Source organism: Mesorhizobium sp. M5C.F.Ca.ET.164.01.1.1, assembly GCF_004792125.1.
GTDB classification, from domain to species: Bacteria; Pseudomonadota; Alphaproteobacteria; order Rhizobiales; family Rhizobiaceae; genus Mesorhizobium; species Mesorhizobium wenxiniae.
In genome coordinates this window covers 1,257,073-1,270,117 of sequence record NZ_SRTG01000001.1, presented here as the reverse complement: position 1 = coordinate 1,270,117, position 13,045 = coordinate 1,257,073, and the positions used below count along the sequence as shown (strand labels likewise).

Here is a 13,045-nt window from a genome sequence, read left to right as displayed (position 1 = left end):
AAAACTATGGTAGCAGATGACCGGCGCTTGGCGACAAAGGTTTGACGGCTTGCGACGAAATGTCGGAATTCGCCGGTGAGGTCATCGAAAATGAGGAGAACATCCGCCATGACGGACAAAATCACCGCACTCGATCTCGCACCCGCCGAGCTGAGCGAAGCGACAAAAGCCTATTTCGCCAAATGCGAGGAGAAGCTCGGCCTCGTTCCCAATGTGCTTTTGGCCTACGCTTTCGACGAGACGAAGCTGCGTGCTTTCACCGATATGTATAACGATCTGATGCTAGGCCAATCCGGCCTGTCGAAGCTGGAGCGCGAGATGATCGCGGTCGCCGTCTCCTCCATCAATCACTGCTACTATTGCCTCGCCGCCCATGGCGCGGCGGTGCGCCAGCTTTCCGGGGACCCGGCATTCGGCGAGATGATGGCGATGAATTTCCGCGCCGCCGACCTTTCCACGAAACAGAAGGCGATGCTCGAATTCGCGGTGAAGCTGACTGAGCAGCCGGGCAAGATCGTCGAGACCGACCGTGCGGCCTTGCGCGAGGCCGGCTTTTCCGACCGCGACATCTGGGACATCGCCTCAACCGCCGCCTTCTTCAACATGTCGAACCGGGTGGCGGCGGCGGTCGACATGCGGCCGAACGATGAATACCATGCGATGGCGCGGTGATGATCTTTATATTAGCTGCCGCGCATTCTCGTTGCGTGTTCGCCGTTTTGGTCCGATGATCGCAGTGCGGCGCGACCGCATGCCGGTTCGATGCCGCTAGATCAAGGAGGAGACCATGGCGAAATTTCTCTACGTCTATCATGGCTCGGGCAAGATGCCGACCGATGAGGCCGAACGGAAAGCGGCGATGGAAGCCTGGAATGGCTGGTACGGCAAGCTTGGCTCGGCCGTAGTCGACGGCGGCAATCCGGTCGGCATGTCGAAGACGGTGCTGCCTGACGGCAAGGTCGAGAACAATGGCGGCAGCAATCCAACCGCCGGTTATACAATCATCGAGGCGAAAGACATTGACGATGCCGTCAGCAAGGCCAAGGATTGTCCTATCCTGAAGGACCCGGCTTTCAGCATCGAGATCGCGCCAATCATCGAAATGGGCTGACGCGTAGCTTGGTTGAGCATGATCTTTCCGAAAACCGGTTTCCACTTTTCGGGATCATGCTCAGGACCGCGCCGCGATCGCCGCCGCAGCGCCGGCCATGGTGCCGGCGCTGACGCGGTTGGCGATCTTCATTGCCCGCTTGCTCTTCAGCAGTTTCCGCGCCTGCGCTGCGGCTAGCACCCAGGCCAGATCGATGGCGACCAGAACCACGGCCATGGTCAGCGTCAGCTCGACCCAGCCAACGATCGTCACCGAGGCGAGATCGATGATGGTCGGCAGCAGCGCCAGATAGAACATCATGATCTTGGGATTGCCGAGCGTCACCGCCATGCCGGCAAAGAACAGTTTGACGGCCGACTCTTCGCGCGGCATCTCGCCCTCGCGCGCCTCGACCGGCGCCGTCCACATCTTCCAGGCGAGGTAGGCGAGATAGGCGACGCCGACCCATTTCAGCACGACAAAGGCGAGATGGAAGGTCTGCGCCACCACCGCCAGCCCAAACACCGCCAGCGACAGCCAGATACCCTCGCCGATCCACATGGCGAGCAGGAACGGAAACACATCGCGAAAACCCTTTGCGATGACCCGCGCCACCAGAGCTGCAATCGAGGGGCCGGGCGAGCCGGCGGCGACGAAAAGTGCGGCGGCGAAGATCAGGAGCGAGGTGAGATGCATGACCGGGATCTTTGTTTGAGACGTTCGATTGCTCGCTTGTAGCGCAAGTGTTCCACCTGCGGTAGCACCGATCAAGGAGAGCTTGTCGACCCGCCGCGTCGCAGCTAGAAGTTTCGCCCCGACACGTTTTCGAGCTTCACTTTGCCTACGTAACCACCGGTCTCGTCAACTCCCCCGACACTATGCATGGCGCCGCACTCGCGATGCCTGTGTTCATTTCATGTGTTCCTCAGGGTGGCGGTTCGAGACCGGTTTGGCACTGCTGAACCGCTGTCGCGCGCTTTTCACCGCGACGCCTGATTTCCGACCACCGCAGCCTCCCGCCACGCCGTGCCCGCATGGGCATCTCGACATCGCCGATCTGACGAACTTCCCGAGGGAAGGGTTTTCGGCATGTCTTCGATATTGCGTATCCGCTGGGTGATCGCGCCCAAAACTGCACCTCGACCTCTGATCAACTGCAACCGCTGCAACGGCCTGAAGGCTTACCACAGCAGCGGGAAATTCCGCGTCAACGCCAACGGCAAACGCATCGATGCGTGGCTGATCTACCGCTGCGTCGATTGCGACAATTCCTGGAATTTCGGCATTCTGGAGCGATGCAATCGCCGCGACATCGAGCCCGCGCTGCTGCAGGCGCTCGCAAGCAACGACCCGGCCCTGGCGCGTCGTCATGCCTTCGATGTTGTCGCATTGCGCAGCAGGATCGGGCGCGTCGAGGAGTTTTCTGACGTCACAGTTCACAAGCAAAGACTCGACGGCAAACCGGAGAACACCGCCACTCTCGACCTCCAGCTCGGCCTCGAAATTCCGACAGCACTGCGGCTCGACCGCTTGCTCGCCAGCGAACTCGGCATCTCGCGATCGCGGCTTCAGGCCTGGGAAGAGAAGCGATTGCTGGTCGTTGGTCCGGACGGGGCCAAAGCTTTGCGCAAGCCACCTCGAGCGGGGATGGTGATCCGCATCGAGCTCGTCGGTGAGCCCGACCGGGAAGTCATCATCTCGGCTGCCGGTGGATAAAACCAAAAAGGGAGCGAGCACGCGCGTGCTCCCTCCCTCATAATCGCCAAGAAAAGTGGCTTAGGCCGCGCCGACCACTTTCGCCGACTTCTCAAAACGCTTGCGCTCGTTCGGGTCGAGATAGAGTTTGCGCAGGCGAATGGTCCTCGGCGTCACTTCGACCAGCTCGTCATCCTGGATCCAGGCCAGCGCGCGTTCCAGCGTCATGCGGATCGGCGGCGTCAGCTTCACCGCCTCATCCTTGCCGGCGGCGCGGATGTTGGTCAGCTTCTTGCCCTTCAGCACGTTCACTTCGAGGTCGTTGTCGCGTGAATGGATGCCGATGATCATGCCCTGATAGACCTTGACGCCCGGATCGATGACCATCGGACCGCGGTCTTCCAGGTTCCACATGGCATAAGCCACTGATTCACCCTGCTCATTGGAGATCAGCACGCCGTTGGTGCGGCCCGGCAGCTCACCCTTGTAAGGCTCGTAGGCATGGAACAGCCGGTTCATGACAGCGGTGCCGCGCGTGTCGGTCAACAGTTCCGACTGGTAGCCGATCAGGCCGCGCGTCGGCGCGTGGAAGACGATGCGCTGGCGGTTGCCGCCTGAGGGGCGCAATTCGACCATCTCGGCCTTGCGCTCCGACATCTTCTGCACGACGACGCCGGCATGCTCCTCGTCGACGTCGATAACGACTTCCTCGACCGGCTCCAGCAATTCGCCGTTGTCACCCTGCTGCATGACGACGCGCGGTCGCGACACGGCGATCTCAAAACCTTCGCGGCGCATCGTCTCGATCAGCACGGCAAGCTGCAATTCGCCGCGGCCGGAGACGAAGAACGAATCCTTGTCCGGCGATTCCTCGATCTTCAGCGCGACATTGCCTTCGGCCTCACGCAGCAAGCGGTCGCGAATGACGCGGCTGGTCACCTTATCGCCTTCGGTGCCGGCCAGCGGGCTATCGTTGACGAGGAAGGACATCGTTACGGTCGGCGGATCGATCGGCTGCGCATGTAGCGGTTCGGTCACCGACGGGTCGCAGAACGTGTCGGCGACGGTGCCCTTCGACAGGCCGGCGATGGCGACGATGTCGCCCGCCTGCGCTTCGTCGATCGGCTGGCGCTCGAGCCCGCGGAAAGCCAGGATCTTCGAGATACGGCCGGTTTCGACCTGGGTACCGTCATGATGCAGCACCTTGACCGCTTGGTTGGATTTCAGTGTGCCGGATTCGATGCGGCCGGTGATGATGCGGCCGAGGAACGGATTGGCCTCCAGAATGGTGCCGATCATCCGGAACGGGCCAGGATGGACGGTCGGCGCCGGCACATGCTTGATGACGAGGTCGAACAGCGGCGCCAGGCCCTGGTCCTTCGGACCTTCGGGGTTTTCGGAGGCCCAGCCGTCCCGGCCCGAGCCGTAAAGGATCGGGAAGTCGAGCTGCTCGTCGGTCGCGTCGAGCGCTGCAAACAGGTCGAACACTTCGTTGACCACCTCGACGTGGCGGGCGTCCGGCCGGTCGATCTTGTTGATGACGACGATCGGCTTCAATCCGACCTTGAGCGCCTTGCCGACGACGAATTTGGTCTGGGGCATCGGCCCTTCGGCGGCGTCGACCAGCACGATGGCCGAATCCACCATCGACAGGATGCGCTCGACTTCACCGCCGAAATCGGCGTGGCCGGGAGTGTCGACGATGTTGATGCGAGTGTCCTTCCAGTCGACCGAGGTCGCCTTGGCCAGGATGGTAATGCCGCGTTCCTTTTCCAAGTCGTTCGAATCCATGGCGCGTTCGGCGACGCGCTGGTTGTCGCGGAACGAGCCGGACTGTTTCAGGAGCTGGTCGACGAGGGTAGTTTTTCCATGGTCGACGTGCGCGATGATCGCGATATTACGAATTTTCATGTTGCGGTCTCGGGAGCGTTGCAGGCAGCAGGCCAAAAGGCGCTGCCTCTTTCGGTTGGGCGGCTCATACAGGGTTTTTCGCAATTGCGAAAGAGGAGGCGCGCCACCAAATACATGGTCACCAAATCTTAAGCGTCTTGGTGTGAAATGGAATTATTAACCAAAGCGGAACCTTTCGCGGTCGGGACAGTTCAAATTTCATGAGCAATACGGGCACCAGATACCGGCCAATCCTCGCATGGGCGGCCCTCGCCGTCCTCCTTGCGGTAGGCGCGGCACAATCGGCCGCGACGTCGAAGGAAACGCGGCCTGCCCTGCCGTCCGACACACGAACGGCGGAGCAGTTATTTGCCGATGCTCCCGATGGCGTCGACCCGGTGGTGACCGGGCCGGTTAGCACCGCCTTCAAGCAGAGGCAGGAGGCTGCCAACTGCGACCGCGCGGTCTGGCCCAACATTCCAACCGTCTGCTATCCAGATTAGCAAGCGTAGCGACGTCGCGGCCACACTGAGATCCGCAAGGTCCGTTCCGCAGTGATCCTTCACGCCCCCTCTGCCCTGCCTGCGCTTCCGCTAATCGCGAAGTTCCCTCTCACGCCGACTGCACCGGATCGAGCGTGACCTTGTAGAGTTCGTTGTCGTCGCGATCCATCAGCCGCACCGTCATCTGTTCAGTGGCGCCATCGATGTCGACGAGGCCGAAGAACTGCAGGCCGGCCGAGGGTGGCAGGTTCTGCCCCTGCTCGGCGGTTGGCGCCTTGATGAATTTCAGCTCCGGGCCGAAGGTCATGTCGAAATCGTTGGGACCGAATGTACCGGCGTGGAGCGGACCGGAGACGAATTCCCAGAACGGATTGAAATCCTGGAACTGCGCCTTATCAGGATTGTAGTAGTGCGCCGCGGTGTAGTGCACGTCGGCGGTCAGCCAGACGGTGTTGCTGATACCAGCATTCTTTACAAAGCGAAGGAGGTCGGCAATTTCCAGCTCGCGCCCCTTGGCCGGACCGCTGTCGCCGTTGCTGACCGCCTCGGCGCCGGCCTTCCCGGTGGCGTCGTTCCAGACGACGAGACCGAGCGGCATGTCGGCGGCGATGATTTTCCAGGTCGCGTTGGAGTTTGCCAGTTCGCGCTTCAGCCATTTCATCTGCTGTTCGCCGAGGATGCGCGATTGCGGCGTCACCGTATCCTGCATGCCAGGACCATTGGAGCCGCGGTAGGAACGCATGTCGAGGAAAAACACGTCGAGCAGCGGCCCGTAGGCGATCTTGCGATAGACGCGGCCCGGTTCCGACGGCTCGTAGCGGATCGTCGTCATCTCGTGGAAGGCGCGTGCCGCCCGTGCCGCCAGCACATGGATGTTTTTTTCGGAGTAGCGGTCGTCGGCGCTCAGGTCCTTCGAATCCGACCAGTTGTTCACCACCTCGTGGTCGTCCCACTGGTAAAAGGTCGGGCAGATGGCGTTGAGCCCCAGCACGTTCCTGTCCATCATGTTGTATTTCCACTGACCCCGGTACTCGTCCAGCGTCTCGGCAACCTTGCGCTTTTCGTCGATGAGGACGTTGTTCTTCCACTTGCTGCCACCGGAAAGGTCGACCTCGTCCTTCATCGGGCCGTCGGCATAGATGGTGTCGCCGGAATGCAGGAAGAAGTCGGGCGTATGCTTGCCGATCGTGGCATAGGTCTTCATGCCGGTGTCGTCGATGCCCCAGCCTTGGCCGGCGGTATCGCCCGACCAGGCGAAGCGAATGTCGCGCTTCGAGGCCGGCGCCGTCCGGAAGCGGCCGACGATCGGCTCGGAGACGGCGTTGATGTCCGCGAGATCGGCCGCGGTCATGCGGTAGAAGATGTCCTGGTCGGAGGCGAGGTCGGTGAGCAGCCGCTTTACCGTGTAATCGCTGGCCGGCGACGTATCGAGCGGCGCAAGACGGACGGCGTTGGCGAAATCTTCCGTCGACGACACTTCGAACATCACGCGCGAAGGGCGGTCGGTGCGAGTCCACACCACGCCGCTGGTTGCGTCGACATCGCCCGACTGGATGCCATGGGTGAAGGCGGGCCGCTGATTGGCGCGCGAATAATAGGGAAGCGCGAGGCCCGATACGCCGACGAGGCCGGCGGCGCTCACGGACGTGACGAAGGCGCGCCGGGTCATCGAAATCTTGTTCATGGCTGTCTCCTGGATGGCGTTGAACGTCGCCGCCAAAGTCCAGCCTCAATGTTTCAGGCACATCTCGAAACCATGAAGGTTTCGTTACAACCAACAGACTGGCGAATCTCTCTTGAGGGTCTCTTGAGAATCTCTTGAGGGGGAGATGTCGCCAAAGGCGACAGAGGGGGTCGTCTCGCGTGGAGCACCGACCACCTGCGTCTGCGATAAGGCGCTGAGCCTGGTCGGACCGACCCCCTCTGGCCGCTTCGCGGCCATCTCCCCCCTCATGGGGGAATTTAGCGCTCAGCCGTCACAACTCAGGCCGCCTGCGGTTCCGGCTCGAAGGCTGGACGGCTGGTGTTGATCAACAGCGAGATGCAGGCTGCGGCTATCGCCGTCATGCCGGCGATGAGGAAGGCAAGCTCGTAATTGCCCTGCAATTCACGCATGGTGCCGCCGAAGAAGGCGGCGGCCGCAGCGCCCACCTGATGGCCCGCGACGATCCAGCCGAAGACGATCGGCCCGCTGCGGTCGCCGAACGCCTCGTTCGACAGCCTGAGCGTCGGCGGCACGGTGGCGATCCAGTCCAATCCGTAGAGCACGGCGAAGATGATCAGACTGGTCGACGAGAAGCCGGAATAAGGCAGATAGATCAGCGACAGGCCGCGGATGCCATAATAGACGCCGAGCAGCTTGCGCGGGTCGAAGCGGTCGGTGAGCCAACCCGACAGCGTCGTGCCGATCAGATCGAAGATGCCCATCAGCGACAGCAGGCCGGCGGCTTGCACCTGACCGATACCCATGTCGCCGCAAAACGCGATCAGGTGCGTGCCGACCAGTCCGTTGGTGGTGAAGCCGCAGATGAAGAAGGTGGCGAACAGATACCAGAACACGCGGGTGCCGGCGGCACGGCGCAGCGTGCTGAGTGTGTGCGTGAGAAAATTGCCCTGCGAGGCCGGCGCAACCGGCGGCACGTCGTCGGCGTCAGCGCCGTAGCGCACCATGCCGATCGAAGCCGGACGCTCCGGCACCAGCAGCCAGACCAGCGGCACGAGGCAGGCAGTGGCGACCGCAATGGCGATGGCGACAGGCTTCCAGCCGCCCGACTGGGCGAGCGCGGCGAGCAGCGGCAGGAACACCAGCAGGCCGGTGGCGGCGGAGGCCGACATCAGTCCCATCACCAGGCCGCGATTGGTCTTGAACCAGCGGTTGACGATGGTGGCGCCGAGCACCGTGGCGACCGCGCCGGAACCAACGCCGGAGAATACGCCCCAGGTGAGAAGCAGGTGCCACGGCTCGGTCATCAACAGGCTGAGCGCCGTCGAGCCCGACATCAACACCAGCGACGCCAGCAGCGTCCGGCGCAGCCCGATCCGTTCCATCAGTGCCGCAGCAAACGGCCCGGTCAGGCCGTAGAGGAAGATGCCGATGGCCGCGGCGAGCGAAACGACATCGCGCCGCCAGCCGAAACTCTCCTCCAGCGGCAGCATCATGACGGCCGGCGCCGACCGCAGGCCCGCCGCGATCAGCAGGCACAGGAAAATGACGGCGACCACGACGAAAGCGTAGCGCTGGCCAAACGGACGGGATTGAGCTATCATGTTACTGACCGGTACGTTCCAATTGTACCGAGTGATACGTACCGATCGGTAACATTGTCAAGCAGGCCACGGCACATCGAAGATGAAAAACATTGAACCAACGATCAAAGCGGATGAAGTGGCATCTCCGCGCGCCGGCGAAAAAATCCTTCGCGTTGCCCGCGACCTGTTCTACCGGCAAGGCATCAGGGCGATCGGCGTCGACGAGATCGTGCGGCGTGCCGGCGTCACCAAGCCCAGCCTCTATCGCAGCTTTCCCTCCAAGGACGAATTGGCCGCGTCCTATCTCCGGCAATACGACCTGGAGTTCTGGGCCCGCTTCGACGAGGCGGTGGCTGCCCATCCCGGCGATCCGCGCGCGCAGATCGCTGCCTTCCTGACACGCATCGGCAAGCGCACGCAAAAGCCAGACTATCGCGGCTGCGGCATGACCAATGCGGCTGTCGAATATCCCGAACATGCCCACCCGGCCCGCGTGGTGAGCGAGGCCAACAAACAGGAATTGCGACGACGCCTGCGCGCCATGGCAGCGGCAATGGGTGCCGGCGACGCCGATACACTGGGCGACGGGCTGCTGCTTCTGATCGAAGGTGCCTATATCAGCGGCCAGTTGTTCGGTGCCGGCGGACCGGCGAAGTCTGTGGCCCGGAACGCCGACCTGCTGATCGAAGCGAGCTTGAAGAAATAGCGTTTAACGATACCGTGTGGCAGCCTCGAAACGGAGTTGTCCGCGATGCGTAGCCTTTTGACGATCCCGCTTGCCCTTGCCGGCCTCTGCCAAGCTGCCCAGGCCGGCGACATTTCCAGCGCCTACACTGATCTCGACTGGAAGAAGGACTGCGTGACCTACGCGCAGGCGCAAGAAGGCGAAGGCGACTGGGCCAGTCTTGCCTGTTCGGGCTATCGCGGCTACCCGGTGCTGATCGCCTACGACGATGCCCGGGAATCGCTGTTCTATGGTTTTCCCTCCAGCGACATGACCGCGGTCTGGGAGAGTTTCATCGCCTTCAATTCGGCTGCACCCAAACTCGAGTGGCGCATCGAGACGAACGGCGATCTTGCCATTCCTTTCGCGGTCATCCACCGTCGCTCGATCAGCAATCCCGAGGGGGAGAACAAACCAACCGACGTGCTGATCGTCGCCAAGGTCGCCCAGCCGGAGAACTATGAGGGCTGCACCGTCGGCCTGGTGCTGGCCACCGGCAATCCGGCCGCCAATGATGAGGCGCGAAAACTCGCCGACGAGAAGGCACGCACCTTTGCCTGCGGCAAGGACAAGCGCGTGGTTATCGGCAACGCACCCGATTTCGGCCGCGTCGATAACTGAATTCGTCATCCCTGGGCGGAGCGACGCGAAGCGGAGCGCAGACCCTGGGATTCATTCCGTGACATCAACCGAAGTGCGCAGCGGACCAGAATTCTGCACCGTTGCGGCGCTTTGACGTCACGGCATGGATCCAGCGGTCTGCGCTGCGTCGCTACGCTCCTTGCTCCGCCCGAGGATGACGAAGCTTAGGGGCTTCGGCCAACCTCAACCGGCGACAGCCCATTCGGTCAAGTTCGGGCGTTCGGCTACTTGCTTGCCTTGGCCCTTTCGATCGCCTCGACGATCATCTTCTTGGCGTAGGCGGCGTCGTGCCAGCCCTCGATCTTGACCCATTTGCCGGGTTCGAGATCCTTGTAGTGCTCGAAGAAGTGCTGCACCTGCTGGCGGGTGATGTCGGGCAGGTGCGTGTATTCGGTGACGTTCTCGTAGCGCAGCGTCAGCTTGGGCGAAGGCACCGCGATGATCTTTTCGTCCAAACCGGAATTGTCCTCCATCACCAGCACGCCGATCGGCCGCACATTGATGACGCAGCCCGGCACCAGCGCGCGCGTGTTGCAGACCAGCACGTCGATCGGGTCGCCGTCACCTGACAGCGTGTGCGGCACGAAGCCGTAATTGCCGGGATAGCGCATCGAAGTGTGCAGGAAGCGGTCGACGAACAGCGTGCCGGCCTCCTTGTCCATCTCGTACTTGATCGGCTCGCCGCCGATCGGCACCTCGATAATGACGTTGATGTCCTCCGGCGGGTTCTTTCCGATGGCGATGGCTTCGATACGCATGGCTTTTGTCCCTCTTTTGATAGGAGACCGATAGCGGCCAGCGGCGCATGGTGCAATGCGGCGAATGGTACTGAAAGCAGCTGAGGGGTGTTAGCGAGAGGCGTGTCGAGCCGTCATTCCCAGACGAAGGCGACCTTCTTCAGAGCCTTCTGCTCAAAGATCTCGACGCCCTCGGCGACATCGCGGCCGCCGGCGCCGGCATAGAAGGTGAGCGCGTTCTGATTGTCTTCCAGTGCCCACACCACCATGCCTTTCAGGCCATGATCCGCCAGTCGCGCCCGTGCGGCCGAGAATAGCCGGCTGCCGAGCCCGATGCCCTGGTATTCCGGGCGCACGTAAAGCTCGTAAATCTCGCCCTGCTGCTTGAGCTCGCGGGCGCGGTTCTTGCCGATCGTGGCGTAGCCGGCGACCTTGCCGCCGATCTCGACGACCAGAACGGTGGCGGCACGGCGGATGGCGTTCGCCCACCAGTCGGCGCCGCGGCGGTTGATCATCGATGTCAGGGTGCGATGCGGGATGATGCCGGAGTAGGCGCCGCGCCAGGCCAGCAGGTGCACGTCGGCGATGGCGCTTGCGTCGCGCGGCTCGGCTTTCCTGATGTCGATACTCAGCGTCTTCATGATTGGTTAACCATAAACCCGCATCGCCCGATTGCAAGAGTCCGGTGAGCGGCTCCCAAGCTTTCGCACAGACGATAGACGTGCCTGCGATACGAAAGAACCTGTCTGAAACCGCGCACTGCCGAGGCGAATGGCGCGGTTTTTGAGAACCGAAGCGCAGCGGACATTAGAGCGTCGCGCGTCCAATTGGACGCGCATAGGACGCTCTAACGCTTTCAATTGCGCATGATTCCTTTTCCAGAAACCGATCTCGGTTTCCGGGGTCATGCGCTGGGTCCGTGAGCATCGGAAGCGCAGAAAACCGCGTCAGGCGTCCGGCAGAGCAGCGTTTGCAGGCAGGCTCTTAAATCTCGACCAGATGGTCGTCCAGCTCGTTGCTATCGCCGGTAGAAACCGGGAAATGCTCGGCCAGCACCGCGCCCGTCGCTTCGATCGCCTTGATGAAGCCGTCGGCGAGACGATCGTCGCGGGCATGCGCGGTAAGATCGCGGACGACGCTGTCCCAGACATCCTGGCCGACACGGCTGTCGATGCCGCTGTCGGCGATCACTTCGGCGTAGTGCTCGGCAATCGAAACGAACACCAGCACGCCGGTGCGCGCCGTGGTGCGGTGGACGTTGCGGGCGAGGAACTGCTTTATCGCATTGGCATGCGCGGCCTGGTAGCGCAGCCGCCTCGGCACCAGGTGGATGCGCAAGCCGGGCAGCGCCCACAACAGGACAAGGACCGAGACCAGCGCCAGAAGCTGCGCGATGACGAAATGCGGCACGCGGATCGACAGCCACCATGCTTCCAGCCCGTAGCTGACAGCGAGGCTGACGACGAGCATGGCCAGCGTCGCCATAAAGGCCGCCGGAAAGAAATAGCCGTCGCTGGCATAGGCCACGACGCAGTAGATTTCGCCGTCGGTCTTTGATTCGGCGGCGCGGATCGCTTTGGCGATGCGGTCATGATCCCCGGGGCTGATCGGTCGTGTTGCCATGTTGTGTCTCACCAGCTTCCAGAAGAACCGCCACCACCGGACGAGCCGCCGCCGCCCGAAAACCCGCCGCCGCCACCGCCCGACGACCAGCCGCCACCGGAACGGCCCGACGACCAGCCGCTGCCGGTGCCGGTTGTCCAGACGCCGCCCGAGGACGCGGAACCCGACCTTTGGCTATAGCGGAATGTCATGCCCAGCCATTTATACACGCCCGGCGACAGCTTTGTGCCGAAGATCGGCGGCAGGAATGCCATCGCCAGGCCGCCTAAAAACAGCGTCGCCCAGACGATGATGAACAGCGCGACAATGGGATCGACAGAATTGCTGTCGGCCGGATTGCGGGTGCCGCGCGCTTCCAGCTCTTCCGGATTGCCTTCGAGCACCATGACCATGTCGTCGACAGCCTTGCTGATGCCGCCGGAGAAGTCGCCGGCGCGAAAGGCCGGCACCATGTCGTTTTCGATGATCAGCCTGGTGTGCAGGTCGGTCAGCGTGCCTTCCAGCCCGTAGCCGACCTCGATCCGCATCTTGCGGTCGTTATTGGCGACCAGCAAAAGCACGCCATTGTCCTCGCCGGCCTGGCCGAGCTTCCAGGCGCGAAACAGACGATTGGCGTAGGGCTCGATCTCCTCGCCGTCGAGGCTAGGAACCGTCGCGACTACGATCTGGTCAGAGCTCTTGGCTTCGAAATCGGCGAGCTTCCGGGTCAGCGCCGCCTCGGTCGCGGCATCGATGATACTGGCATTGTCGACAACCCGCCCAGTCAGAACAGGCAGTTCGGCGGCGAGAGCGGTGAAGCCGACCAGCAGCACCGCCATGGCCGCCAAAGCAGCGCCGACCGTCGCGGCGAAACGGCCGGAAGCTGGGGGACAGATGGCGCGTCTTGTCATAT

Annotated in this window: 14 protein-coding genes; 6 read left to right on the top strand and 8 right to left on the bottom strand. The window is 62.4% G+C overall.

What is annotated here, in order from left to right:
* Window positions 1-108 precede the first annotated feature (108 nt).
* Window positions 109-672, top strand: a complete 564-nt coding sequence (locus EN807_RS06120; RefSeq protein ID WP_135934270.1) for a peroxidase-related enzyme — start codon at window positions 109-111, stop codon at window positions 670-672.
* 115 nt (window positions 673-787) lie between these two features.
* Window positions 788-1,111: a YciI family protein gene (locus EN807_RS06115; protein WP_135934269.1), complete on the top strand. Its 324-nt coding sequence runs from the start codon at window positions 788-790 to the stop codon at window positions 1,109-1,111.
* Between the two features lie 60 nt (window positions 1,112-1,171).
* Here the strand turns inward: EN807_RS06115 and EN807_RS06110 are convergent, their stop codons facing one another.
* Window positions 1,172-1,786 (bottom strand): LysE family translocator, encoded by a 615-nt coding sequence (locus EN807_RS06110; protein ID WP_135934268.1) that lies wholly within the window; start codon window positions 1,784-1,786, stop codon window positions 1,172-1,174.
* A gap of 393 nt (window positions 1,787-2,179) precedes the next feature.
* On the opposite strand from EN807_RS06110, the gene EN807_RS06105 reads away from it, so the two are divergent.
* The gene (locus EN807_RS06105) at window positions 2,180-2,806 is read left to right on the top strand and encodes a DUF1062 domain-containing protein (RefSeq protein WP_135934267.1); all 627 of its coding nucleotides are present in this window, start codon (window positions 2,180-2,182) and stop codon (window positions 2,804-2,806) included.
* Window positions 2,807-2,866: 60 nt separating this feature from the next.
* Here EN807_RS06105 and typA read toward each other — a convergent pair whose 3' ends face one another.
* Window positions 2,867-4,696 carry a translational GTPase TypA gene (gene typA / locus EN807_RS06100; RefSeq protein WP_135934266.1) on the bottom strand — a complete coding sequence of 610 codons (1,830 nt, stop codon included), beginning with the start codon at window positions 4,694-4,696 and terminating at the stop codon, window positions 2,867-2,869.
* Window positions 4,697-4,896: 200 nt separating this feature from the next.
* On the opposite strand from typA, the gene EN807_RS06095 reads away from it, so the two are divergent.
* On the top strand, window positions 4,897-5,178 hold the full coding sequence (locus EN807_RS06095) for a hypothetical protein (RefSeq protein WP_135934265.1): 282 nt from the start codon (window positions 4,897-4,899) through the stop codon (window positions 5,176-5,178).
* Window positions 5,179-5,287: 109 nt separating this feature from the next.
* On the opposite strand, the gene EN807_RS06090 is transcribed toward EN807_RS06095, so the two are convergent.
* Both EN807_RS06090 and EN807_RS06085 read right to left on the bottom strand, forming a co-directional pair.
* Complete coding sequence (locus EN807_RS06090) at window positions 5,288-6,862, bottom strand: alkaline phosphatase (RefSeq protein WP_135934264.1); 1,575 nt, start codon at window positions 6,860-6,862, stop codon at window positions 5,288-5,290.
* Between the two features lie 299 nt (window positions 6,863-7,161).
* Window positions 7,162-8,445: an MFS transporter gene (locus EN807_RS06085; RefSeq protein WP_135934263.1), complete on the bottom strand. Its 1,284-nt coding sequence runs from the start codon at window positions 8,443-8,445 to the stop codon at window positions 7,162-7,164.
* An 82-nt stretch (window positions 8,446-8,527) separates the two neighbouring features.
* Between EN807_RS06085 and EN807_RS06080 the strand changes: the two genes are divergently transcribed.
* Window positions 8,528-9,133, top strand: coding sequence for a TetR/AcrR family transcriptional regulator (locus EN807_RS06080; RefSeq protein WP_127320204.1), 606 nt, complete (start codon window positions 8,528-8,530; stop codon window positions 9,131-9,133).
* Between the two features lie 45 nt (window positions 9,134-9,178).
* On the top strand, window positions 9,179-9,772 hold the full coding sequence (locus tag EN807_RS06075; protein WP_135934262.1) for a hypothetical protein: 594 nt from the start codon (window positions 9,179-9,181) through the stop codon (window positions 9,770-9,772).
* 245 nt (window positions 9,773-10,017) lie between these two features.
* Here EN807_RS06075 and ppa read toward each other — a convergent pair whose 3' ends face one another.
* The 4 genes from ppa to EN807_RS06055 all read right to left on the bottom strand — a co-directional run bounded on the left by ppa (window position 10,018) and on the right by EN807_RS06055 (window position 13,043).
* Complete coding sequence (gene ppa / locus EN807_RS06070) at window positions 10,018-10,551, bottom strand: inorganic diphosphatase (protein ID WP_023800478.1); 534 nt, start codon at window positions 10,549-10,551, stop codon at window positions 10,018-10,020.
* Between the two features lie 113 nt (window positions 10,552-10,664).
* Window positions 10,665-11,171, bottom strand: coding sequence for a GNAT family N-acetyltransferase (locus EN807_RS06065; RefSeq protein ID WP_029349110.1), 507 nt, complete (start codon window positions 11,169-11,171; stop codon window positions 10,665-10,667).
* Between the two features lie 343 nt (window positions 11,172-11,514).
* Window positions 11,515-12,153 carry a TPM domain-containing protein gene (locus tag EN807_RS06060; protein WP_135934261.1) on the bottom strand — a complete coding sequence of 213 codons (639 nt, stop codon included), beginning with the start codon at window positions 12,151-12,153 and terminating at the stop codon, window positions 11,515-11,517.
* Window positions 12,154-12,161: 8 nt separating this feature from the next.
* Window positions 12,162-13,043, bottom strand: a complete 882-nt coding sequence (locus EN807_RS06055; protein WP_135934260.1) for a YgcG family protein — start codon at window positions 13,041-13,043, stop codon at window positions 12,162-12,164.
* Between the last annotated feature and the right edge of the window lie 2 nt (window positions 13,044-13,045).

What these genes read in the sequence shown, in the direction of transcription:
- EN807_RS06090 (WP_135934264.1), bottom strand. Translation starts at nt 6,862, where the DNA reads ATGAACAAGATTTCGATGACCCGGCGCGCCTTCGTCACGTCCGTGAGC.
- EN807_RS06080 (WP_127320204.1), top strand. Translation starts at nt 8,528, where the DNA reads ATGAAAAACATTGAACCAACGATCAAAGCGGATGAAGTGGCATCTCCG.
- ppa (WP_023800478.1), bottom strand. Translation starts at nt 10,551, where the DNA reads ATGCGTATCGAAGCCATCGCCATCGGAAAGAACCCGCCGGAGGACATC.
- EN807_RS06095 (WP_135934265.1), top strand. Translation starts at nt 4,897, where the DNA reads ATGAGCAATACGGGCACCAGATACCGGCCAATCCTCGCATGGGCGGCC.
- EN807_RS06105 (WP_135934267.1), top strand. Translation starts at nt 2,180, where the DNA reads ATGTCTTCGATATTGCGTATCCGCTGGGTGATCGCGCCCAAAACTGCA.
- EN807_RS06115 (WP_135934269.1), top strand. Translation starts at nt 788, where the DNA reads ATGGCGAAATTTCTCTACGTCTATCATGGCTCGGGCAAGATGCCGACC.
- EN807_RS06075 (WP_135934262.1), top strand. Translation starts at nt 9,179, where the DNA reads ATGCGTAGCCTTTTGACGATCCCGCTTGCCCTTGCCGGCCTCTGCCAA.
- EN807_RS06085 (WP_135934263.1), bottom strand. Translation starts at nt 8,445, where the DNA reads ATGATAGCTCAATCCCGTCCGTTTGGCCAGCGCTACGCTTTCGTCGTG.
- EN807_RS06110 (WP_135934268.1), bottom strand. Translation starts at nt 1,786, where the DNA reads ATGCATCTCACCTCGCTCCTGATCTTCGCCGCCGCACTTTTCGTCGCC.
- EN807_RS06060 (WP_135934261.1), bottom strand. Translation starts at nt 12,153, where the DNA reads ATGGCAACACGACCGATCAGCCCCGGGGATCATGACCGCATCGCCAAA.
- EN807_RS06120 (WP_135934270.1), top strand. Translation starts at nt 109, where the DNA reads ATGACGGACAAAATCACCGCACTCGATCTCGCACCCGCCGAGCTGAGC.
- typA (WP_135934266.1), bottom strand. Translation starts at nt 4,696, where the DNA reads ATGAAAATTCGTAATATCGCGATCATCGCGCACGTCGACCATGGAAAA.
- EN807_RS06055 (WP_135934260.1), bottom strand. Translation starts at nt 13,043, where the DNA reads ATGACAAGACGCGCCATCTGTCCCCCAGCTTCCGGCCGTTTCGCCGCG.
- EN807_RS06065 (WP_029349110.1), bottom strand. Translation starts at nt 11,171, where the DNA reads ATGAAGACGCTGAGTATCGACATCAGGAAAGCCGAGCCGCGCGACGCA.